This is a genomic window from Streptomyces sp. NPDC057474, from assembly GCF_042802555.1.
Taxonomy (GTDB): Bacteria; Actinomycetota; Actinomycetes; order Streptomycetales; family Streptomycetaceae; genus Streptomyces.
In genome coordinates this window covers 11840-35525 of sequence record NZ_JBHVDX010000095.1, presented here as the reverse complement: position 1 = coordinate 35525, position 23686 = coordinate 11840, and the positions used below count along the sequence as shown (strand labels likewise).

The window sequence follows — 23686 nt, the reverse complement described above, 5'->3', positions numbered from 1 at the left end:
GCGCCGCCGCCACCAGGCACGATCACGCACCAGTCACTACCGGCGACAAGCCGCATCCCAGACATGAAGATCACGATCTACAGCTGGAGTACTAGATCGCAGTTATGAACGAGGACCGGCGCCGTCCCCGCCAGCACATAGTACGTATGGATCTCGGTGATCGTGAGGTCGTGTGTGCGCTGTCGGCGCTCGAAGTAGCGGACGTCCTCGACCGTGGCCGTGGTGCCGGAGGCCGTGCGCAGGGTCATGCCCGGGGTGAGTTCGCCGGCCTGGAGCCAGCGGTTCTCCGAGACCACCCAGAAGGGGTGTGTGGTCGTCGCCGTCAGTGACTTCGAGTTGATCGTCAGGTCGACGAAGTGCTTGTCGTCCTCTGTCACGATCGTGCCCGCGACCTCGCGGACGACCGTGCGACCGGTCTTCGGGTCCGTGACCGTGACCTTGTCGCCCGGTCTGATGTCCTTGATCTTCTTGCGTTTGCCATCGGCCAGAAGGACGTCGGTGTCGGGCAGGAAGCTGTGGCACTTGGGCTTCCCACCACCAACTGCACTCTTGACCCTGTCGACGGCGACGAGGGCCTTCTCCCGCGCCTTGGCCAGGCTGGCCCGTGCCTTGTTGAGCCGCTCGGACGCCTTCGACATGTCCTTCAGGCCACCGAAGAGGTCCCCCAGCAGGCCGGTGACACGTTTGGCCAGTTGGATGCCCTTGCGCATGTTCCAGGGCATGCCGTACTTCGCCAGGAGCTTGCCGGCGAAACCTCCCGCGAAACTGCCCGCGATAGTCAGCATCGTCTCGCCGCAGGCGGCCAGATTGCCGCTGGAAAAACAGTCCATCGCGGCGCTGATGCCAAGGATGTCCATGACGATCTTGACGAGTTCCTTGCCCGCCGACCTGAACCGCTGCTGGGCAGCGGATTGCTGCTGCTCCGCTGAGGCGACGTCCTGTGTCGCCCGGCCGACATCGGCACTGCCACCAGCGCAGGCCGGGTCGACGGGGTTCGGGCACCAAGCCCCCTCACTGCGGTAGTTGCCATGCCTGTCGCAGCTCATGGACCGGCCGTTCCGGCATTCGAACAGGCCTGTCGGATCGGACAGCGTCACGGGGGTGTTGCTCGCGTACGCGTACCCGTTCATCTGCTGCGGCCGCGTGTAGTCGATGAGCGGGTCCGCCGAGATGAACTTGCCCAGATCCGGGTCGTATTCGCGGGCGCCGATGTGGACCAGGCCGGTCGAGGCATCGATCGTGCCGCCGACGAAGCCCTTCTCGCCCGGCCAGGTGCCCGTCTCCGGCGACAGCTTGCCGCGGGCTGCACCGTACGGGTCGGTACGCCGTTGGGTGACGGCACCGCTCGTCGCGTCGACGGCGAGGTCGCCGGTGCCGTGGTGGTCGGCGGAGAGGAACGAGACCTTGTTGTCCGAGGTACGGATCGCGATCGTCTGGCCGGCGTACGAGTAGTGGCGCGTCGCCGTGACAGCGGTGGAGCCCGTCTTCAGCTCCAGTTCCATGCCCGGCAGGTAGAGCGTGGTCACGTCAGCGGTGGTGCGCTTGATCCGCGCGCCGCCCGCGTCGTACAGGAACGAGGTCTCGGTACCGTCGGCCTCAGTGGCCTTGGTCAGCTTGCCGGTCGCGTCCCAGTCGAGGCTCTGAGTGTCGCCGCCGATGGTGCGCTTGTGGGTGTTGCCCGAGACGTCGTACTGGTACGTCTGCTGCCGGTCTCCGGTCGGGGTCGTCTCGGCGATCTTGGTCACCTGGTGCGGGCCGCCGTCGCCGGTCTCGCCCGGCGTGCCGTCCTGGTCGCCGTCCTGGTAGGTGAGGGTCCGGGTGGTGTTCTTGGCGGCGTTCAGGGACGGGTCGTGGCGGGTCTCCTGGGTGCGGTTGCCGATGTCGTCGACCGACCAGCTGGTCCAGTAGGGGGACTGCCCGCCCAGCGGGTTGGTGCCGGGGGCGGCGTCACAGGCGGTGGGCTTCTTTCCGGCGTAGTCGGCGGTTCCGCCGATCGTGCCCTCGCCGTCGGCCGTGGTGGCGGAGGCCGCGGGGGTCCAGGCGTCGACGAGTCGGGCCTGGCCGTCGTAGGCGAAGCACTGCACATCGAGTGTCGAACTGCTCGCCGGGGCGGCGGTGTCGGTGATGGCCAGGACGTTGCCGGCCTGGTCGTAGGAGTAGTGCTGGTCCTTGGCGACCGTGGCGGTGGAGCCGACCTTCACCGTGGCCCGGGTGAGGCGGTCGGTGCCCTTCTCGTAGTAGAAGTTCTTCTCCGTGCGGGCGCCGCCGGTGCTCAGGGAGAGCTGGAGCAGTTGGCTGGTGTTGGACCAGACCGTGCCGGTGACGTAGGTCGAGGTGGCGCTGGCCATGGTGAGCGGGCGCTGGAGTTCGTCGTACGTGTACTTCAGGCTCTCGGTGGGCAGTCCGCCGGCCGCCGGTATACCGGTGGAGGCGACCGTGCCGTCCCGGTTGTAGGCGGTGGTGAAGGGGTAGGTGCCCGCGAGCTTCCCCTCCGAGGCCGGGACCGTGTAGTTGGTCGTCAGGGGCCGGTAGAAGGTGTCGAAGGTGGCGACGACGGTGGAGTACGCCTCGCCGTTGGGCAGGAAGCGGTAGCTGGCGTGGGAGTAGCCGAGCGAACCTGACTTGTCGTACTTGGTCTCCGTCAGTTTGGTGCCTTCGGACACCGCGCCTTCCCAGGTCGACTTGGGCCGGCCCAGGCTGTCGTGCTCGGTGGACAGGATCCTGTGCCGGGCGTCCTCGGTGGACGTCAGACGGTCGGCCTCGTCGTAGGTGAGGATCGTCTCGCCGGCGTCCGGGTCGACCTTGCGGACCATGCGGCCGCGTTGGTCGTAGTTGTGACGCCAGACGTTGCCCTTGGAATCGGTGACGGTGGCCAGTTCACCCGCCGCGGTGTGGGTGTACTTGGTGACCGTGCGCTCGGAGCCCGGGCCGGTCGGGACGGGTGTGTGGCCCTTGTAGTGCCACAGCTCCTTGACCTTGCCCTCGGCGTCGGTGACCGTCGTGGTCGCCACACCGCCGGGAGGCGGGTCGCTGTGCGTCATGTCGCCGTCGTACGAGGTGGTGCTTCGCCACTGCTCGTATCCGGCGATGGTGAAGATCTCGGCGGCGGTGCGGCCCAGGCCGTCGTACTCGTAGCGCGTCTGGTTGGCGACGTCTCCGTTGGTCACGGTGAGCAGCTCGTCGGAGGCGGCACCGGCGGCGTAGTACGTCTCGTTGGCCCGCTTCACCGCGCCCGTGGGTCCGTAGAACGAATCGGCCACCATCCGGCCGCCGGTGGGCCCCTCGGTCTGCTTCTGACGCGGGCGCAGCAGACCGTCGTACAGCTGCCACTCGGTGCCGTAAGTGCCGTCCTGTTCGATCTTCTCGGTCTTGACCGCGACCGGCTTGTCCTGGCGGACGAGGTAGGAGTATTTGATGCTCGGCGTCTGGTTGCTGCGGCGGTCGGGCAGCCAGACGGAGGTGAGCCGGCCGAGCGCGTCACGGGCGAGGTCGGTGCGCCTGGTGTTGGGGTCGGTCTGACCGGTGGACTGGCCGCGCAACCGGTCGTAGGAGGTGGTGGTGATGTGGCCGAGGTCGTTGGTGACCTTGGTCGAGGAGATCAGGCCGTTGACATCCGTGTACGCGGTCGTCGTCAACGCTCCGGCCACGTCCTCCTGGCTGGTGGGGCGGCCGAAGCCGTCGTAGTCGGTGATGCCGGTGGTCTGGTATGTGCCCTTGGTGCCGTCGTGCGAGACCAGTCGTTCGGTGGCGGTGGCCAGGCCCTTGGTGGGCGCGGCGCCGTAGACACCCTTGTCGTACAGGGTGCGCTCGTCGGTGACGATGTCGCCGGGGGTCTTGCCGTCGGTCATGCGGTTCGGCGTAACGTCACAGCCGACCGAGACGGTCTCGATCTGCTTGGGCAGGGAGTAAATGTGCTTGGCGGCGCTGTCGGCGTACGACGTACGCGTACAGGTGTTGTCGGTCGCCGTCGAGGTGTCACCGCGGTTGTCGATCTGCAGAACGCGCCCGTACTCGGGGTCGAACTCGGTCGTCGACAGCGTCTCCACCCAGCCGCCCGAGGACTTGGCGGAGTACCCGCGTACCTCGGTCGTCTCGGTGATGGTGGCCTTGGTGGTGCCCCAGCTCCTGGTCTGGGTGGCCGTGTCGTGCTTCCACGGCTTGCTGATCACCTTGGAGACGACCTTGCCCTTGTCGTAGGCGGCCTTCTCCACCTCGTAGCCGGTGAACTCCTTGTGCCCGGTGAAGTCGGAGCCGTCGGACGCGGTGATCTTCTCAGTACGGGTTCCGCCACCGGGCGACTTGTCGCCGTCCATGCCCTGGAGGTAGGTGTGGTCGACGCGGGTGCTTTGCTCACTGTCGCCGCTGGTGACGGACACCTTGCCGTAGCCCTGCCACTGGCTCCAGGTCAGGAACTTCTCGTCGGTGATGCCGTCGGGCTCGGCGTGCCGCCAGGCCGCGTCGCCCTGGTAGTCGTAGCGGGTGACCATCACGTCGTTGACGTCGCCGCCGGTGCGGTCGCGCTGGCTGACGGTGTCGACGACGTACTTGTGGAACCAGTCGGTGATCGGCTCCAGTTGGCCCGAGGGCGCCCACATCACCGGGTAGCAGCGCTTGACCGACTCACCGGGCTTGGGCAGGGCGTCCGCCGAGCAGTCGGCCGCCTTGTAGGCGATGTCGAGCTGGGCGCCGCTCTCGCTGATCACGGTGGCGAGCCGGAAGCGGTTCAAGGGTGCGATGTTGTCGCCGATCTTGTCGACGCGGTTCTCCAGCTTGGTGCCGATCAGCGTCACCGGGGGCAGTTTGATGTCCGCACCGTCACCGGCCTTGCCGGTGTGGATGATCTCCGACAGCCACAGGGTGTTGGAGTCGTCTCCGTTGTCGGTGAAACGGTGCGTCAGCGACCAGGAGTCGACGTCGGTGTACGGGGCAGAGCTGTCACCGGTGTAGGCCTGCGTGGTGATCGCCGTGAGTTTCTTGCGGGTCCAGAACGACGGGGAGGCCTGGGTGGCCGTGCACTTGGTGTCCGCCTTGCAGTAGCGGTCCCACGGGGTGTCCGGCCACTTGCCGGCGTTGGCCGAAGTCCACTTGTCAGCCGCGCAGTCGAACGCGTCGGTGGCAAGGCAGCGTTCGGCGGTGTCGAAGACCACGCGTGCCGGTGCGGACTGCGTGTACAGCGTGGACTCGCGCTGACCGTACTCGATGCGCTTGAGGTAGCCGCCACGGACATAGGAGGTGCCGTTGGCATCGGTCTTGCCGTTCAGGGCGTAGTGGTTGGTCTCCTGTCCGTAGTAGTAGGTCATGACGTTGCCCTGGGTGTCCTTGACATAGTCGAGGTTCCAGCGCCACGCCTGCTTGCACCACGCTTCGGCGAACGTCGCCTTGTAGCAGGGCTCCTTCTCGTCGTCGCCGAAGACGGGCGTGGTCCACGCGGAGTCGGTCTCCGTCTTGCCGCTGCTCCAGCCGGGAAGCCGGTTGAGGCCGAACCAGTACTCGGTGCCGTCGGTGGTGGTGACCTTCCAGTGCTCGCCGTCGTCGTCTCCGTTGGTGGCGTCGGTCAGCTTCTCGACCTTGGAGCCGTCCTCACCCGAGACATGCCACTCGCCGGACTCGTCGTCCTTGATCAGCTGTGCCGCCGAGCCGTTGAGCATCAGCGTCGCGTTGTCGAACGCCCAGCACTGTTCGCCGGAGGAGGAGTGTCCGTCGTCGGCGCAGGGTTTGTACGAGCGCTCGACGTAGCCGGGCTCGTAGGAGAAGCCCTCGCCCACCCAGGAGCCCTGGTTGTTGGTGGTCGCGGTACGACCGTCCGCCGACTGGGAGGAGTACGACAGTCCCACCGACGGGGTTAGTCCACCAGGCGTCGGCACGACCGAGATCGGATACGACCAGGAGAAGCCGCCCGAGGATGGCGCCACGCTCCATTCGGCCGAGGGGGACAGCGGGGTCGCCTTGTAGTCGCCCTGTGCGGAGGCGTCGGCGGCGGCGAGGGCGACCACCGTGTCTGCGGAGGTCGCGGACAGGGGCGCGGAGACGGTCTCGGCCTTCACGTCGTTGACGGAAGCCAGGGGCTTCGGGCTGCCCTTGCACTGCTTGCCGCCGAGCTTCTCCTCCAGGGCGCAGGCGGGCACCTCGTACAGGGCGAGGCGGGAGCCGTAACTACCGCCGTATGCCTCGGCGAAGGTGCCGTAGTCGACGCTGAGCCGTACCTTGGCCTGCTCGGCGTCCGGGTTCTTCACCCGCAGAAGGACACCGGCACCCGCGGCTGTGGCGCGCGCATGCGGGAGGACTTCGACGCTGACGTCCGCAGGAACGGCAGGGGCTGCCTTCGCACCCTTCGCCGTTCGCTTCGGTTCTGTCCGCTCGACCGCCGACAGCCCGACCGGCAGCCCTCCGACGTTCTCCGGCGTGTTCCGGTTCTCCGACGCCGAGACCGGCACGCTACGACGGACCGCGTGGGGCCAAGTCGGCCTGTCCAGGCTGCGGATGGCCGCCTTGCGCGTCGGGTCTGCGGGGATCTTGCGCGGCGCCTTGGCGTTCTTGCCCTCGACCGGGTCGCCGAGTGCCTGAACGGCGGGACCAGAAGTGTCCTCCCGCTCGGGGAACGCCACGGCCTGGATCGTACCGATCGTCAGAGCGAGAGAGGTCACGGCGGCCACGACCGCGGCCCGGCCGCGCAGACGGCGGCCGATGAGAAGGGATCTGGCAGCAGGCATACAGGAACTCCGCAGGGTGAGGAGCGAAGGTGGGGGCTACGTCGAGGAGACGTGGGGTGCTTCGGAACCGACAGCCGTGGTTCCGGCCGGACGCGTGCGCCCGGCCGGAAGCTTCTGTCACAGGTCCGGCTGTGCCAGCCTTTCGGCCATCCAGCCGATCGCGACCGCGTCGGCGGCCCCGGTGTAGATCCGGATGTCGTCGACCTCGCCGCTGAGATGATCGGCCCAACCGGTACCGGACTTGGCACGGCCGATCTGGAGACCGCCGCCGGCCGCCCAGTAACCGATCTTGTGCGTGGAAGCGTTGTCGGCGTCGGCGAGCTGTCCGTCGACGTAGAGGCGCAGTCGCTTGGTGAGGCCGTCATAGACCACGGCGATGTGCTGGCCGCCATCCAGCGTCGGGTCTCCCGCCTGGTCGTCGGGGATGGTCAGAGCCGTGGCCGCCGTGTTGTCGCTGCCTGGCACCACCAGCTCCCAGTGCCCGTACGGGTTGTCCGCGGTGTACTTCGTGTAGCGGACCAGGAAGCGGTTGGTCTTGGTTCCCGTGAGCGCGAACAAGGTCTGGTCGGTGGTGTCCGACTCTGCGGCAACCCGGACCCGGGCGGCGACGGTGAAACTACCGTCCGCGCTGACAGGTGCCGATGACGTGGCCGCGTATCCGTTGTCGGCGAGCACCAGGTCGCCGCCCGGCACCGCGCCCTGCTCCCCCATAGAGGTGACCAGCGGATACGGTCCCTCGACCACCTCTTCCGGCTTCTGCTGGAAGAGAGTGGCGCCACCGCCCAGAGTCAGGGCGCGGCCTCCCACGAGGTCCGGGCTTGTGCCGGAGGCAACCGTGTCGAGGGGCCAGTAGCCCTTGCGGGCCGGCTTCACCGTGAGCATCGACTTGATCTCGGCGGCCGGAGTAAGTCGGTCGTAGGCGCGGACCTCGGCGATGTCGCCGGTGAAGTTGCGGCTGTAGCCGTACTTGGCCACCGACCGGCCGATCTGCAGGGCTCCGCGGGCCGACCAAGTGGACTGGCGGGCAACGGTCTTCCTCAGCTCACCGTTGACGTACAGCTGAAGCTGCCCGTTCGCCGGATCGTAAGTCCCGGTCAGGTGGACCCACTCATTCGGACAGACCGGCTTGGTAGTGCTGTCCCTGCAGGTGGCGCTGGTCGTCACAGTGGCCCGCCATTCGCCGAGGGACTCGACGTCGTTGGCCGGGACTCCGAACGACCAGTTCTTGGCCACGGCGTCGTAGCCAAGGGTGAAGCCGGGTTCGCCGGCGCCGTCCTGGCTGACGACCACTCCGTCCTTGTCGAGCGCGGTGGGCCGCACCCAGGCACTGACCGAGAAGCCCTTCGCGGTGTCCACGACGGGCGCGTCCGTACTCAGGTAGGCGCCGGCTGTGCCGTCCAGGTGCGCCGCACGGTCCGCCGTACCACCCGGTCCGTCCTTGGTCGTGAAGCTGACACCGGCACCCACGGTCGCGGCACGGCTGTTGTCACTCTCGTCCTTGACGTGCCGGCCCTCTGCGGAAGGCAGGGGGTCGTCGCCGAGATTCCACTGGCCGGCGACGCTCTTTCCCTCCTTGACCACGAAGGAGTAGACGGCCGGGGCACTGGGATTGTTGGCCGCGTCGTACGACGTGACTTCCAGTACCACCGTGCCGATCGCGGGCGGTGTGAACTGCACCGAGACCGGGGCAGTGGGGGAGGACGGCGTGACGTTCTTCGGGGCGGCGGTGTCCTTGGTGAAGTCGTAGGAGTAGCGGCTCACATCGTTGTCGAACCTGTCACCGAGGTTGGGCGAGAAGGTGAAGGTGCCCGTCTCTCCGACGCCGAGCTCACCGGACTTGTCCTCCGGGAACTCCTTAGAGTCGACGTCCGGCTTGCCGGGCACATTGCGGTCCATGACGAACTCGCAGCGCACGGCCGAGTCACCCTCCCAACTCCACGGTCCCCAGGTGGCCTTGTCGTAGACCGCGGCCGACCAGTAGACCTTGCCGTTCTCCGGGATCGCGGGTTTACCCTTCGGCACCTTGATCTTGTGCTCGAACTTGGCGCCGGTCGGAGACGAGTAAGGAGTGTCCTTCTCGTACTGCTGGGCCTTGCCGTCTTTGTCCGTCCACTCCACCCGGAAGCGCACCTTGACGGGTTCTGCCTCGTCCCTCGAATGGTCGGGATCGTGCGGGATGACGAGCAGCTTGGGCAGTTCGTCGACGTGCTGACTACGGACCGCCCCGGTGGAGGTGGCGCACACACCGCCGGGACTGGTCCACATCTCCTTCATGGAGACCTTCGCGGGAGGCCGGTTGTAAGTGACCTCCAGGACGGCGTTGCCGCACATCCGCTTCCACTCGTGCAGATCACCCTCGTCCGCGGCCCGCAGGCCGAACGTCATCTGCGTCCAAGACCCGGTGGCCGCGGCCTGCAGCTCCTGGGTGAGCGCACCGCTCTTGCCGGACTCGAAACGCAGGTTCGGAGCACTGGAACAGGACACCGGCGAGACCGCCTTGTCCACGGTCATGATGTGGCTGTCCCACAGGGTGTCCGTGTTCCCCCAGTCCGTGGACGAGGAGATACCGAAGTTCTTACCGCCGACGCGGTACAGACGTACCGGCTCGTCCTCCGGGGTCGCGTTGTAGATGTGCGCGACGCGCACCGCGAACGTGGTCTCCAGGATGTCCTTCCCCTTGTAGAAGAAGGTGGGCATCGTGTACATGAGCCTGCGCACGTCGACGCCGTTGCAGGCGATCGGCTGGTAGTCGATGGGGCACTTGCCCATGCCTGCCGAGCCGCTGAACTTCCAGTCCTGCTCGTTCGGCATACCTTTCATCACCGAGGTCCAGGACGTACGGCTGGTGGTCTTCTCGATCGGGTCGATGACCACGGGAAAGCTGGTATCGGGGTCGGTCAGCAGGTCCTGGGACGGGATCAGCGTCAGCTTGCCCTGCCCGACCTCCATCTCGACCGGCGCGGTCGCGGCGTCCGGAGGCGGTTCGAGGCCACCGGCGGCACTCACGGACGCGGTACCGAAAGCCGCGGTCCGGGCGGCCGTCGTGGAAGTGTCACCCCCGTTGCCTGCGTCCCACATGACAGGGGAATCAGCCTCCAGGACCACACCCTGAGAACTGCTGTCCAGCGCACGCAGCGCCCCGGAGGACGTCTCCTGGAGGGTCAGTGCCTTGGTGTCGACGCCGATTTCGAAGCGGGCGAGATCCGGGTTCTGCGCGGCCTCTGGTGTGTTGACCACGACGAGGTGACCGAAGCCGTCCGGCTCTGCCTGCACGACCAGATCCACATCGGGCAGCACGTTCTCGTACGTCGCCGAGTCGCCGTCGATCACCGGCTTCGGCAGGTCTCCGCCCGGCCAGGACAGGGCGAGTTCACGCCCAGCGACACGTATCCGCGCGAACGGCCCTTCGCCGCCGGCTGAGAAGGTGACATCGGCCGTAGTGGCCTTCGGTGCCCAGGTGCCGTCGGCACGCCGGACGAGGGACTCGTCGATGTCCGCCCACTGGCCGCCCTGCCAGGTGCGCACCGGCTCGGCGAACTCCTTGGCAGTGAAAGTGCCGTCGCTGTTCGCCACGACGGTACGACGCTCCTGCCGGAGACCGGTCACCTCGACACTCTGACCCGACTTCTGGGCGGCTGCCCGCGCCTCCGTCTCGGTGGACACGCCCTCGGCGACGGCCGCCTTCAGTGCAGCGGAGGTGGCGGCCACCGGCGCGACCTGAGACCGGGCGTCCCCGGAGTCCATGGGCAGACCCGTCACTGCCGTCGCTACGAGCCCAGCCGTCGCGAGCGCCAGAACCGTCGGCGTCCCAGCTCGACGCCACACCTTCTGCTTTCGGCTCCTCTCCCCGTTCATCTTCATCGGATCACTGCTCCGAATGCCGTCACGTCGTCTGCGGGGATTCCACCCTCGCCCGGCCGCCAGCTCTGCACCGTGCCTGCGGTGCCGCCGGGCGCGACATTGCTCCAAGGCAGCGCGTACACAGCCCGGTCGGCAGCAGGGCCATAGGGAACGCCGAGATACAACGAAGCGCTCGTCGCGCCGAGAGCGGTGCCGAAGTACTCCTGCGGGCCGACGTCCCCGCCCGTCCCGGCGGTTCCCTGCTCGATGAACAAGTCACCGTCGCCGGGCGCGCCGACCAACGGGAACGTCTGCACCGCGCCGGCGTCACGGTCGTCACCGAGGTCCTCGCCGGGGGCACCGACCGCGAGGAGCACGGTGGAGGCGGTGGAGGTAGCAGTCGGGGCGGTGTTGACGGCGACGAGCCGCTCACCGAACAGGTCACCCGGTTCCGTGCTGCCCTCGATGTCGGCGACGTCCTGATGGATGCGCTGCCGCTCGCTGACGGCACCCGCCGAGGTCACTTTGAAGATGTGCACCATGCCGCCGTCGGCATCGGCGGGGTGGTCCTCGCCGGGCACCCCGACGGCCAACAGCGACTCGGTGGGCGTGCCCGTGCCCGAGGGCCGGAAGGGCACCATCGCCATGGACTTGCCGAAACTGTCGCTGGACTCGGCCTCGCCGAAGACGTTGGTGCCATCGCTCAGTGCGCCGTCCTGGTCCAGGCCGAGGACAGCGCCGGGCACACCATCGGTGAAGGTGTGGTTGAACAGCGAGACACCGCCGGCGAAGGTGTCCGTTCCGATGGCCTCGCCCGGCGCCGAGACCGCGAAGTGGGTTGCGGTGGCGGCGACCTGGGCTCCGAACCGGTCATCCTTCTCGACCACGCCGGGGACGCCGGTCGAGTCCTGGCTGAAGTCGGTGATCGCGCTGCCCTTCACGTGGACCGCGACGCCCGCGTCCACCAGGGAGGGCGAGCCGATGTCCTCGCCCGGAACGCCGATGAGCAGGAAGGGCGTACCGCCGCTGGTGCCGGCGGCAACGGAGTACCCGAACCAGTCGCCTGTCTCGGCGACGCCCGGAACGGCTTCCAGGCCCTGGTCGTAGCCCACGGACGCCGTGCCCTGGCCAAGACCGTCCGGCGAACCGTAGAGCACCGCGACGCCTCCGGAGTCGGCGGCGGTGCCGATCGCCTCGTGCGGAATGCCGACCGCCAAGTCGTCACAGCCGTCCTCGTTCACGTCGAACGTCGCCAGGCTGAATCCGAACTGGTCACCCGACTCCGCCACTCCAGGCACTGCGGCAAGATCCTGATCCAGCCGCTTGGCGCCCTTGCCGCCGCCGTACACGACATCGATGCGGCCGGCGCGGGCTTTGCCCGCCACCGTGGCATCGGGATCGGCTATCGCGATGTCGCGGATGCCGTCACCGTTGTAGTCCGGGTTGACCCCGCCGGTGCACACCGCCGCAACCGCGGTCGGCGCCCCGGCAGATCCCGCTCCAGCCGGCCCCGCCACCACGAGCCCCAGGGACACCAAGCTCACGAGCACCGCCCTTACGACAGCACCCTTCCCCCATCGCACTTTCACTGCCCCCACCCGGACCACGCACAGAGATCACAAATGTGGCGTGAGTTAACGGTCAGTGGACTTGAAGCGTCAAGGATTAATAAAGTTCGCTCAGGGACAGTTTGGCGTGATCACACCCGTCTGCGAAGACGGACGCCCTGCATCGCAGCAGTCATCCGGGACGGCCACGTAGTGAACATGTCCACGCCAGCGACTCAAGGACATCGCAAACCTGCACCCGGAAAGCCCGCTCCTCCCCTTCACGCAAAGTTGGCCGTTTTCCACCCAGGGACGACATCAGCGCTGACCAGTCGCCGCCCGATCAGCTTCCCTGCACCGACACCCGGAATCGGACCAGGAAGAACGCCCGAGCGACTGCAGCAGAGGTCGAATAGCGTGCCGCCCCACTTGATGACGCAGGCGAGGGCCTGCCAACTTGAGAGATCTCTCGACGCACCCCGGGGTGTTCACAGGTCCGGCCTCCCTGGCCCAGCCACGGCAGTTCTTGCGCTCGACACCTCAGACCAACGGCCCGCCGAGCGGAACACGGAACCCGCACTGCCCTCTCGCGTAAGGCCGCGTCGTCGAATTCAAGATTCCCGCCGGAGGCTGGCCAAACGTAAGCAATTGGCACGCGTGATTGTCGGGTGGGCACAACAACCGTTCCCCTCCATGCCTCCAGTCGCGCGGCTGAGCAGGAGCCGGTCTGCACGATGGATGCACGCTTGGCCACCAAATGGCCACCATGTCATTCCGAACAGGCCGAGGGGGATCGACAGCGAGCTACAAAAGGCCAGTTCACAGCCGCGCAGAGCGGAATCACTACCGACTGTCAACCTCGGACCTACGCATTACGATGCGTAGGCTCCGAGTGTCCGATTGACCCGAATTCCAAGGTCAGCAAAACGAAGAAACCCCAGGTCAGAGGCCCGACCTGGGGTTTCCCTTGGAGCCGCCTTCGGGATTCGAACCCGAGACCTACGCATTACGAGACCATGAGCGTTCATGTTGCGTGGTGTTCCGTCGTGCTGCCCGGTGACGTTTGTGCTGATCAGAGCACGTGCAGCAGGTTGACCGGTGCTCCTTCGTGATGCACCGTCCAAAGGCGTCTGTCCACCGGCTGTCCACCGGCGCACCTCGGCGCTCTCCAGGTAGTGACCACCTTCAGGCTCGCTGGCACCACGGAAGGTCGTCCGGTCACCCAGACTCCCGCACTTGTCGGGATTCGACTATCGCCCAATCCGTAAACGCTCCGTCATAGGGGCGGCAACCACCCTAGCTGTATTGCCCAGCGCCCAAGGCGTAAACGGTGGGCGGGCCTTAGGTCGCGAAGTAAGGGGCGGGCATTCCCGCACGCCTGCCCCGGAAGGGAACAGCAGGCCACACCCTCAGTCGGCGCGAAGATCACATGGGGTGTGAGTGGCTCTTCGCCGACCATGGACGGCGAAGAGCCCGAGAGGCTGGACGACCCGAATACGGGTGCCGGATTTACGACGCCCCTGTCTGGGCAGACGCCGCTCGACGAAGCGGCGTCTGCTGCCGACGGTCACACCTGCGGGTCGGTATCGTCCGCTCCGATGCCCCGGGTCCGCGGCTCAGCGGGACGGCACGGAGGAGGAGCACCATGGCTGATCGCCGGCAGGGAACCCCGTCGGATGACGGATCCGCACCGCGGGCGCCGGAGGCCCGTCGGGCGAGTGCGCGCGACACCGTGCGTCTCGCGGTGGTCATCGGTGCTCTCGGCGTGGTCTTCGGTGACATCGGGACCAGCCCGATCTACACCCTCCAGACGGTGTTCAATCCGAGCGACCCGCACCCCGTCCCGGTCACCACGGACAACGTGTACGGGGTGGTGTCGCTGGTGTTCTGGTCGGTGATGATCATCGTCACCGTCACCTACGTACTGCTGGCGATGCGCGCCGACAACGACGGTGAGGGCGGCATCATGGCGCTGATCACCCTGCTGCGGCAGTGGGGTGCGCAGCGTGGACGTCGGGCCGCCGTCGTGCTGGCCGCGCTGGGCATCTTCGGTGCGTCGCTGTTCTTCGGCGACAGCATGATCACCCCGGCGATCTCGGTACTGTCCGCGGTCGAGGGCCTCAAGGTCGTCGAGCCGTCGCTGGAGGACGCGGTCGTGCCGATCACCGCGGTGATCATCGTGCTGCTGTTCCTGGTGCAGCGCCGGGGAACCGCGGCGGTGGGCCGGGTGTTCGGGCCGGTCATGATCCTCTGGTTCGTGGCCATCGGCGCGTGCGGCGTCGTCGGCATCACCGACCACCCGGACATCCTCAGGGCGCTGTCACCGACGTACGCGCTGGGCTTCCTGTTCGGGCATTGGGGTACGGCGTTCTTCGCGCTGGCGGCGATCGTGCTCGCGGTGACCGGTGCCGAGGCGCTCTACGCCGACATGGGGCACTTCGGCCGCCGGGCGATCACCCGGGGCTGGCTGTTCCTCGTACTGCCCGCCTGCGTCCTGAGCTATCTGGGCCAGGGCGCGCTGATCCTCGACGATCCGTCCAACGTCAGCAGCCCGTTCTTCCTGCTCGTGCCCGACTGGGGGCGCTGGCCGATGGTGATCCTGGCGACGGCGGCGACCGTGATCGCGTCCCAGGCGGTGATCACCGGCGCGTACTCGGTCGCCTCCCAGGCGGCCAAGCTCGGCTATCTGCCGAGGCTGCGCATCGCGCACACCTCCGAGTCGACCATCGGTCAGATCTACGTCCCGTGGATCAACTGGCTCCTGATGGTCTCGGTCCTCACCCTGGTCTTCGCGTTCCGCAGCTCGGCGGAGCTGGCCTACGCGTTCGGTATGGCGGTCACCGGAACCATCACCATCACGACGCTGCTCTTCTTCTACGTCGCCCGCGCCAAGTGGGGTACACCCAAGTGGCTGCTCGCCGTCGGCGGGGGCCTGCTCCTCTTCGTGGACCTGATGTTCGTGGCGGCCAACCTGACCAAGCTCGTGCACGGCGCGTGGCTGCCGCTGCTGATCGGCCTCACCGCGTTCACCGTCATGACGACCTGGCAGCGGGGCCGGGCGCTGGTCACCGAAGCACGAGCGCGCGCCGAGGGGGCGCTGCCCGAGTTCGTCGACGACCTCCGCAGCGGCGAGGCCGCCACGCGCCGGGTCCCCGGTACGGCCGTGTTCCTGAACCGGGACAAGGAGACCGCGCCGCTCGCCATGCGGGCCAACGTCGAGCACAACCATGTGCGGCACGAGCAGGTCGTGATCCTCTCCATCAAGACGGACCCGGTGCCCCGTGTCCCGGCCGACCAGCGGGTCGTCGTGGACGACCTCGGATACGGCGACGACGGGATCATCCACGTCACCGCCCGGTTCGGCTACATGGAGACACCGGACGTGCCCGGCAGCCTGGCCATGCTCGACCCGGCCAACACCGAGGGGCCGCTGCAGCTCGACCAGGCGTCCTACTTCCTGTCGAAGATCGAGCTCCGTCGCGGGAAGGCCCCGACGATGGCGCCCTGGCGCAAACGCCTGTTCATCGCCACCTCCTACATCACGTCCGACGCCGCCGAGTACTTCAGCCTGCCCCGCGACCGCACGGTCATCATGGGCTCGCACATCGAGGTGTAGGCGCACCTGACGCCGAGGGACGGGTACGGGGCGGACGGCGCCCGCACCCGTGAGCGCCGCAGTCGGCGGCGGGGCCCGTTCGGCGTGCGCGGACGGTCAGTTGCAGCAGGCGCAGCCGGGGCCGCAGCCGCACGCGTCGCCAACCTCGGGGCTGGCGGCTGGCACCGCAGCAGCGGTCGCGGGCGCGCAACAGCCCTTCCCTTGCCAGGCGTCGCGGCCTTCTTTGACGGCGATGGCGGCGATGACGAGGGCGGCGATCGGGTCGGCCCAGGACCAGCCGAGGGTGGCGTTGAGGAGCAGGCCGACGAGGAGGACGGCGGAGAGGTATGTGCACAGCAGGGTCTGTTTGGAGTCGGCGACCGCACTGGCGGAGCCGAGTTCACGGCCTGCGCGGCGTTGAGCTGCCGAGAGGAACGGCATGACCGCGAGAGAGAGTGCGGCAAGCACGATGCCGGGAATGGAGCTCTCCGCCTCCCCCGTGCCGATCAGCGCGCGGACGGCATCGACAGTGACGTAGGCGGCGAGTACGAAGAACGACAGCGCAATGATCCGCAGGGTGGTCTTCTCGCGGGCTTCGCGTACGGCGTGCTCGCGGGCGGAGAACTGCCAGGCCACCGCAGCGGCCGAGGAGACCTCGATGACCGAGTCCAGGCCGAAGCCGATCAGGGCGGTGGAGGAGGCGAGGGTGCCGGCGGTGAGAGCGACGATCGCCTCGACGGCGTTGTAGGTGATGGTCACGGTGACCAGCAGGCGTATCCGGCGGGCGAGCGCGTCGCGGCGGGCCGGGGTGGGCCCGAGGGATATCGCGGCCATCAGCAGCACCCCTGCTCGTCGGCGTCCACGCAGGTACGGTCCGCGGCGACGGCCACCACGGCGGCGCGCAGGTCGTCCAGGGCGTGGCCCAGGCGCGGGTCAGCCAGTTCGTAGCGGGTGCGGCGACCATCGGGCACGGTGACGACGAGGCCGCAGTCCCGCAGGCAGGCGAGATGGTTGGACAGCCGGGTGCGGGAGACGGCGAGTGCGTCGGCGAGGTCGGCTGGGTAGGCCGGGGCCTCGCGCAGGGCGAGCAGGATGCGGCAGCGGATCGGGTCGGCGAGCGCGCGACCGAACCGGGCCAGGACGTCGATGTCGGAGGCAACAGTCAGCACACCCACGACAGTACACATAAACCTGAATTCAGGAAATCGTGGATTGTGGCTACCGTGAGGGGAGGAGCTACAGCCAGCCGTTGCGCTTGAAGTTGCGATGGAGGACGAAGCAGACGGTGGCGATGACGGAGAGGACGAGGGGGTAGCCGAACGTCCAGCGCAGCTCGGGCATGTGGTCGAAGTTCATGCCGTAGACCCCGCACACCATGGTGGGTACGGCGATGATCGCGGCCCAGGCGGTGATCTTGCGCATGTCCTCGTTCTGGGCGACGGTCACCTGCGCGAGGTGGGCCTGCAGGATGGAGTCGAGCAGGGCGTCGAAGGCGTTGATCTGCTCGGTGACGCGGGTGAGGTGGTCGGCGACGTCCCGGAAGTACGCCTGTATCTCCTTGTCGACGCAGGCGCGGGGCTCGGTGGCGATCCGGTCGAGGGGACGTGCGAGGGGGACCACGGCACGCTTCAGCTCCAGGAGTTCGCGCTTGAGCTGGTAGATGCGGCCGGGGTCTGCGCTCCGGGGGCTGTGCGGGGAGAAGACGTCGGTCTCGACCTGGTCGATGTCGTTCTGGACGGCGTCGGTGACGGTGACGTAGTCGTCGACGACATGGTCGGCGATGGCGTGCAGGACGGCGGAGGGGCCCTTGGCCAGCAGGTCCGGGTGTCCTTCGAGGCCCTCGCGCAGGGGGCCGAGAGAGCCGTGGCGGCCGTGGCGGACGGTGACGACGAAGTCGGGGCCGGTGAAGACCATGACCTCGCCGGTGTCGACGACCTCGCTCGTCGCGGTCAGCTCGGCGTGCTCGACGTAGGTGAGGGTCTTGAAGACGGAGAACAGGACCTCACCGTACTGCTCGATCTTGGGGCGCTGATGGGCGTGGACGGCGTCCTCGACGGCGAGCGGGTGCAGGCCGAACAGGTCGGCGACCCCGGCGAACTCCTCCTCACCGGGTTCGTGCAGGCCCAGCCAGACGAAGCCGCCCCGGTGCTTGCGGGCGTGCCGGACGGCTTCCTCCACGGAGCCGCCCGTCGACGGTGCGCGGACACCGTCGCGGTAGACGACGCAGTTGACCACGGACGCGCCGAGCGGGGAGCGGGCCGGGTGGCTGAGGTCCACGCGGCGACGGCTGCCGCGCCGCGCCAGGTTCGCGACTTTGCGCAGGTTGCCGACCATGGACATGCGGGATTCTCCTTCACCGGACCGGCTGATCCGGACAGTGTGCCAAATGGCGATAAGACGGATGTCAGAGCCAGCGCTTCTTGCGGAAGACCAGGTAGACGACGGTGACCAGGACGGCGGTGGCGCCGAGCATCGTCGGGTAGCCGAGCCGCTGGCGCAGTTCGGGCATGTGGTCGAAGTTCATGCCGTAGACGCCGGCGACGGCGATGGGGATGGCGATCAGGGCGGCGGCGGCGCTGATGCGGCGCATGTCGTGGTTCTGCTGGAGGCTGGTCTGGGCGAGGGCCATGGTCAGGGCGTTGTCGACGAGTTCGGTCAGGGCGGTGACGCGTTCCGCGGCTTGGGTGAGGTGGTCGGCGACGTCGCGGAAGTAGGCGGCGAGTTCCCGGTCCACGCCGGGGACGCGGCGTTCGGCGAGGTCGCGCAGTGGCCGGGCCAGGGGTGCGACGGTTCGTTTGAGTTCGACGAGTTCGCGTTTGAGCTGGTAGATGCGGCCGATGTCGTGGCCGGTGTCCTGGGAGAAGGCGTCGTTCTCGATCTCGTCGGCGTCGGTCTCCAGGGCGGTGACGACGTCGAGGTACTGGTCTACGACCGAGTCGGCGATGGCGTGCAGGACGGCGACGGGGCCGTGGGCGAGGCGCTCGGGGTCGGCCTCCAGGCGGCTGCGGACGCCGGTGAGCGGCTCGGAGGGGTCGTGGCGGACGACGATGATGAAGTCGCGGCCCGCGAAGGCCATGATCTCGCCGGTGCCGACGAGGTCGGCGGTAGGGGTCAGCCGGTCGTGTTCGAGGTAGACGGTGGTGCGCAGGACGAGGAAGAGGGTGTCGTCGTAGCGCTCCAGTTTGGGGCGCTGGTGGGCTTCCAGGGCGTCCTCGACCGCGAGGGGGTGGAGGGCGAACGTGCTGGCGACGGCCTGGAGTTGCTCGGTGGTGGGGGCGTGCAGGCCGACCCAGACGAAGGCGCCGGGGGTGGTGCGGGCGGCGTGTATGGCCTCGGCCGGCGACAGACGGCCCGGTCGGCGGCGCCCGTACTCGTACAGGGCGCAGTCGACGACGGGGATCTGCTGCTGGGGCGTGTTGTGGGCCGTCATGGCTCACCTCCTTGCGGGACGCGGACGTGATCCGGGCCACCGGTTAGCATATTTGCATGGAAGCGCAAGTAGCGTCATGGGACGAGGAGCGGGCCGAGCGGTCGGTGGCGGTGCTCAAGGCGGTCGCCGATCCGTCGCGCTACCGGCTGCTGTGGGCGCTGAGCGAGCGGGAGTTGCCGGTCAGCCGGCTGGCGGAGCTGATCGGCGCGCATGTCGCGGCCACCTCCCAGCACCTGGCGAAGCTTCGCGCGGCGGGACTGGTCGCCTCCCGGCGGGAGGGCACCCGGATCTACTACCGGGCCGCCGGGCGGCAGGTGCGGGCGCTGCTGGAGAGCGCGGTACTGGCGGGCGACGCGGCCGGAGATCCGGAGGATGCGGCGGAGGCGGGCGAGGTACCCGTGGCCGTCGCGCAGGAGCGCCCGGCTGCGGCTCGGGCGCGGCACCGCCCGGTTGCGGGGCACTGAGTTCTCGCTCGTCATGCGGTCACCCGCCGCCAGGCGGCGGAGACGACCGCCGGTTCCATGCTGATGCGGGCGACCGCGCTCTCCACCGGTGTGCTGTCGGCGCCGTCGGAGGTGATCTCCGCGCGTATCCGCACCTGCCCGTCCTCACCGTCGGCGGTGGAGGCGACCGCGTGCAGACGGCTGTCGGACCCGTCCAGGGGCTGTACGAGCAGGGTGCGGATGTGGGCTTCGTCGCGGGCGGCGACCACCGCCTCTACGCGGTACGGGGTCGGGACCTCGTCGCCCGAGCCGGGCTGCCGGTCCAGGCGCTGCGCGAACCCGCGTACGGCGGTGTTGACGGTGACGACCGCCGCCGCGCCGGCGAGTGCGTATCCCGGCAGGCCGGCTCCAGCGAGGGAACCCACGGCGGCCGAACACCACAGGGTGGCGGCGGTGTTGATGCCGGAGACGCTGAGGCCGTCGCGCATGATGACGCCGGCGCCGAGGAATCCGATGCCGGAGACCACCTGGGCGGCGACCCGGCTGGGATCGCCCGTACCGAAGGAGCTCGACAGCAGCACGAACAGGGCCGATCCGGTGGCCACAAGGGTGTTGGTCCGCAGCCCGGCCATCCTCTGGCGCCACTGCCGCTCGATGCCGATGAGCGCGCCGGCGGCCAGGCCCGAGCCGAGGCCAGTGGCGAAGTGGAGCGTGTTCACCGGTCTATCCCTCCCGTACGGCGTCGGCGCCGGTGTCTGTGTCGCCTTCGTCGAGGCGATACTCCTGAGGCTCGGCGTCGTAGGAGTACAGCTCGGCGTAGCGGCCCCAGTCGGTTGCCGTCTCCAGCTGGCGGGTGACCTGCTCGCTGGTGAAGTGGTGAGCCAGCACGTCGCGGAAGAACCCGGCGCGCAGGGTGCCGTCGGGGTTCTGGCGCAGACTGCTGGTGATCAGCTTCACCAGCGGGGCGCCCGATGCCGCCTCGGCGAAGATGGTCTTGGACTTCTGTACGTCGGCTCCCGCGAAGGCGGTTCCGGTGTCGGTGAGCAACAGGTCGTCGCCGTGCACGACGGCGAAGCCGAGCAGGTCGAGGGCGTCGACGAGGGGCAGTACGTCGTCGACCTCCAGGCCGAGGTCGTCGACCAGGTCGGCGAGGTCGGCGCGTCCGTCGCGGTGAGCGATCATCTCGGCCAGACCGGACAGGCCGTCCACGCTCGCGGTGGGCAGCGGGGTGTTGGCCGGGGTGCGCCTCTCCAGCTCCACGGCGTCCACCGGCTCGGCCCGGCCAGGTGTGCGGCCCTCCTTCTGACGGCCGGTCATCGTCCGGTACACGCGGTCGATCAGGTCCTCGAAGGCGGCCGAGTTGCGGTCTCGGGGGCGGTCCAGGCCGACCTCGAAGACCTCGCGGATGGTGCCGTAGGGACGAGAGCCGAGGACGACGATCCGGTCGGCCATCAGCACGGCTTCCTCGATGTTGTGGGTGACCAGCACGATCGCCCGGGTCGGGAACTGGCCCGACTCCCACAACTCCATCAGTTCGCCGCGCAGGTTCTCGGCCGTGAGCACGTCCAGCGCGGAGAAAGGCTCGTCCATCATCAGGACGTCCGGCTCGACGACCAACGCCCGCGCGAAGCCGACACGCTGGCGCATACCGCCGGACAGCTCCTTGGGATAGGCGGACTCGAAGCCGTCCAGACCGATCAGGTCGATGGCCTGCCGGGCCGCCTCCGCCCGCTCGACGGCACCGACTCCCTTGACCTCCAGGCCCAGTTCGACGTTCTGCTGCACGGTCAGCCACGGCAGCAGCGCGAAGGTCTGGAACACCATGGCCGTACCCGGGTTGGCACCGGTCAGCGGGGCGCCCTTGTAGGTGACGGTGCCGGAACTGACCGGCACCAGACCGGCCAGACAACGCAGCAGCGTCGACTTGCCCGAGCCCGACTTGCCCAGCAGGGCGACGACTTCACCGGCGCGGACCTGGAGGTCGATACCGGACAGGACGGGCAGCTCGCCGTCGGCGCCCGCGTAGGACTTGGTCAGGCCGACGGTCTCCAGCAGGACGTCGCCGTCCGCGGAACGGGTCCTGTCGAAGGTCGGGGTGTGGCGGTCGGCGCGCAGGCCGCGGAGGCCACGCAGGGAGTTCAGCACCATGACGTGCTCCAAGTTGCTTGAAATACAGGGAAGTTCAGAGGGAGTAGCGGGCCTCGGCCAGCCGGTACAGGCGCCGCCACAGCAGCCGGTTGAGCCCAACGACGTAGACGCTCATCACCGCCACACCCGCGATCAGGTGCGGGTAGTCGCCGCTCTCGGTGGCCTTGGCGATGTACGCGCCCAGGCCCGTCGCGGTGAGCGTGGTCCCGCCGAAGGTGACGACCTCGGAGACGATCGAGGCGTTCCAGGCGCCGCCTGAGGCGGTGATGCCGCCGGTGACGTACGACGGGAAGATCCCCGGGATGATCAGCCGCCGCCACCGCTGCCAACCGGTGACGCCGAGGCTGTCCATGGCCTCGCGCAGGTCGGTGGGGATGGCCATGGCGCCGGCGATGGTGTTGAAGAGGATGTACCACTGGGCGCCCAGCGCCATCAGCAGCGTCCCGCCGATGTTGATCGACAGGCCGGTCTTCAGGAAGAACCAGACTGCCAGCGGGAAGAGGAAGTTGGCGGGGAAGGACGCCAGAACCTGGACCACGGGCTGGGCGATACGGGTCAGCCTCGGCGAGAAGCCGATTCTCACCCCGATCGGCACCCAGATCACCGTCGCGAGCGCGACCAGGACCAGGACCCGGACGAGGGTGGCCAGGCCCAGCAACAGCGGCTCACCGAAGACACCGAGGCCGGTGCGGTCGTCGAGAAAGCGGCCGAGGTCGAACAGGCCCCACAGGATCAGTCCGCCCGCGACGACGGTGAAGACGACGTCACCGGTGCGCCGCCGCGCGGGATCCACCACCAGCGACCGGTCGTCCCGGCCCAGGACGCGCCCCGCCCGGTTCAGCCCCCGCCCGACCGGGCGCAGCATCCGGCCGAGCAGCTGTGGCCAGTGCGAGCGCCGCAGGAAGTCCAAGACGTACGACCGCTGGACCTCACTGGCCTCGGACTGCTCGTTCTTGAACTTCTCCGCCCAGGCCGTCAGGGGCCGCCAGAACAGGAAGTTCGCGCCGATGACCATGACTGCCATGGTGAGGATGGCCCAGCCGACCTTGCCGAGGTCGCCGTCGGTGATGGCGGCGCCGGCGTAGGAACCGACGCCGGGCAGCGCGTACTGCTGGTTGTTGACGCTGATGGCTTCGGAGGCGACCAGGAAGAACCAGCCACCGCCGAAGCTCATCATCCCGTTCCAGACCAGGCCGATCGTCCCGGCCGGGACCTCGACCTTCCAGAACCGCATCCACCGGGTGAAGCCGAACGACCGTGACAGTTCGTCGAGTTCGCGCGGCAGGGAGGTGAGGGAGTAGTAGAAGCCGAACGTCATGTTCCACGCCTGCGAGGTGAAGATCGCGAAGATCGACGCGCATTCCAGGCCCAACATCGAGCCGGGGAAGAGAGCGATGAACCCGGTCACCGCCACGGTGAGGAAGCCCAGCACCGGTACCGACTGCAGGATGTCCAAGGCAGGAATCAGGATCCGCTCCAGCCGACGGCTCTTGGCAGCCGCATAGGCGTAGCAGAACGTGAACACGACCGACAGGGCCAGCGCCACGAACATCCGCAGCAACGACCGCGCCGCGTCGTACGGCAGCCGCGACGGATCGGTGTCGACATCCACGTTCTGGTGGGTGCTGAACGCGACGGTGGTGCCCTGGCCCACCCGCAGCACCACGTAGAGCAGGACGAGCACGGCCGCGGCGACCGCCGCGTCCACCCAGGAGAACTGGGACAGACGCCCGGGCAGTCGCGCGACCAGGGGCGTGCGCGCCGCCGTCTCGGCAGGCTTGGTGTCCGCACGGAACGACATCACGGAAGACCTCCGCCCACACTCTGGGCACGCCGACAACGCCCCGCCGAGGCAGACGCACCGACGGCAGGGCAGGGCTCACCCACACAGCATGGGAAAGACAGGTAAGAGAAGAAGGGGGCTGTCCGCCCGGGGAGCCGCCGCCTTATCGGGAGCGGGCCACGTCCGGCGC

Annotated in this window: 12 protein-coding genes; 2 read left to right on the top strand and 10 right to left on the bottom strand. The window is 68.3% G+C overall.

What is annotated here, in order from left to right:
* Positions 1-77: 77 nt before the first annotated feature.
* From ACFU53_RS25225 to ACFU53_RS25215, 3 genes are all read right to left on the bottom strand, one after another.
* Complete coding sequence (locus ACFU53_RS25225) at positions 78-6710, bottom strand: RHS repeat-associated core domain-containing protein (RefSeq protein WP_383996564.1); 6633 nt, start codon at positions 6708-6710, stop codon at positions 78-80.
* 117 nt (positions 6711-6827) lie between these two features.
* Positions 6828-10454: a LamG domain-containing protein gene (locus ACFU53_RS25220; RefSeq protein WP_383996561.1), complete on the bottom strand. Its 3627-nt coding sequence runs from the start codon at positions 10452-10454 to the stop codon at positions 6828-6830.
* A 113-nt stretch (positions 10455-10567) separates the two neighbouring features.
* On the bottom strand, positions 10568-12094 hold the full coding sequence (locus tag ACFU53_RS25215; RefSeq protein WP_383996558.1) for an integrin alpha: 1527 nt from the start codon (positions 12092-12094) through the stop codon (positions 10568-10570).
* Between the two features lie 1648 nt (positions 12095-13742).
* On the opposite strand from ACFU53_RS25215, the gene ACFU53_RS25210 reads away from it, so the two are divergent.
* Entirely contained in the window at positions 13743-15713 is a 1971-nt protein-coding gene (locus ACFU53_RS25210; RefSeq protein WP_383996555.1) for a potassium transporter Kup, read from the top strand.
* A 96-nt stretch (positions 15714-15809) separates the two neighbouring features.
* Here the strand turns inward: ACFU53_RS25210 and ACFU53_RS25205 are convergent, their stop codons facing one another.
* The 4 genes from ACFU53_RS25205 to ACFU53_RS25190 form a co-directional block, all read right to left on the bottom strand.
* Complete coding sequence (locus tag ACFU53_RS25205; protein ID WP_383996552.1) at positions 15810-16526, bottom strand: cation transporter; 717 nt, start codon at positions 16524-16526, stop codon at positions 15810-15812.
* Complete coding sequence (locus ACFU53_RS25200; protein ID WP_383996549.1) at positions 16526-16861, bottom strand: ArsR/SmtB family transcription factor; 336 nt, start codon at positions 16859-16861, stop codon at positions 16526-16528. Before ACFU53_RS25200 ends, ACFU53_RS25205 begins: the two co-directional genes overlap by 1 nt.
* A gap of 67 nt (positions 16862-16928) precedes the next feature.
* Positions 16929-18032 (bottom strand): magnesium and cobalt transport protein CorA, encoded by a 1104-nt coding sequence (locus ACFU53_RS25195; protein WP_383996546.1) that lies wholly within the window; start codon positions 18030-18032, stop codon positions 16929-16931.
* Between the two features lie 64 nt (positions 18033-18096).
* Positions 18097-19122: a magnesium and cobalt transport protein CorA gene (locus ACFU53_RS25190; protein WP_383996543.1), complete on the bottom strand. Its 1026-nt coding sequence runs from the start codon at positions 19120-19122 to the stop codon at positions 18097-18099.
* A gap of 56 nt (positions 19123-19178) precedes the next feature.
* Between ACFU53_RS25190 and ACFU53_RS25185 the strand changes: the two genes are divergently transcribed.
* Entirely contained in the window at positions 19179-19586 is a 408-nt protein-coding gene (locus tag ACFU53_RS25185; RefSeq protein ID WP_383996540.1) for an ArsR/SmtB family transcription factor, read from the top strand.
* Between the two features lie 11 nt (positions 19587-19597).
* Here ACFU53_RS25185 and ACFU53_RS25180 read toward each other — a convergent pair whose 3' ends face one another.
* Genes ACFU53_RS25180 through ACFU53_RS25170 form a run of 3 tightly spaced genes read right to left on the bottom strand, consistent with a single transcriptional unit; the run spans position 19598 to position 23514 of the window.
* Positions 19598-20284, bottom strand: coding sequence for an MgtC/SapB family protein (locus ACFU53_RS25180; protein WP_383996537.1), 687 nt, complete (start codon positions 20282-20284; stop codon positions 19598-19600).
* A gap of 4 nt (positions 20285-20288) precedes the next feature.
* Positions 20289-21713 (bottom strand): nitrate/sulfonate/bicarbonate ABC transporter ATP-binding protein, encoded by a 1425-nt coding sequence (locus tag ACFU53_RS25175; RefSeq protein ID WP_383996534.1) that lies wholly within the window; start codon positions 21711-21713, stop codon positions 20289-20291.
* Positions 21714-21747: 34 nt separating this feature from the next.
* Positions 21748-23514 carry an ABC transporter permease gene (locus ACFU53_RS25170; RefSeq protein ID WP_383996531.1) on the bottom strand — a complete coding sequence of 589 codons (1767 nt, stop codon included), beginning with the start codon at positions 23512-23514 and terminating at the stop codon, positions 21748-21750.
* Positions 23515-23686: the final 172 nt, after the last annotated feature.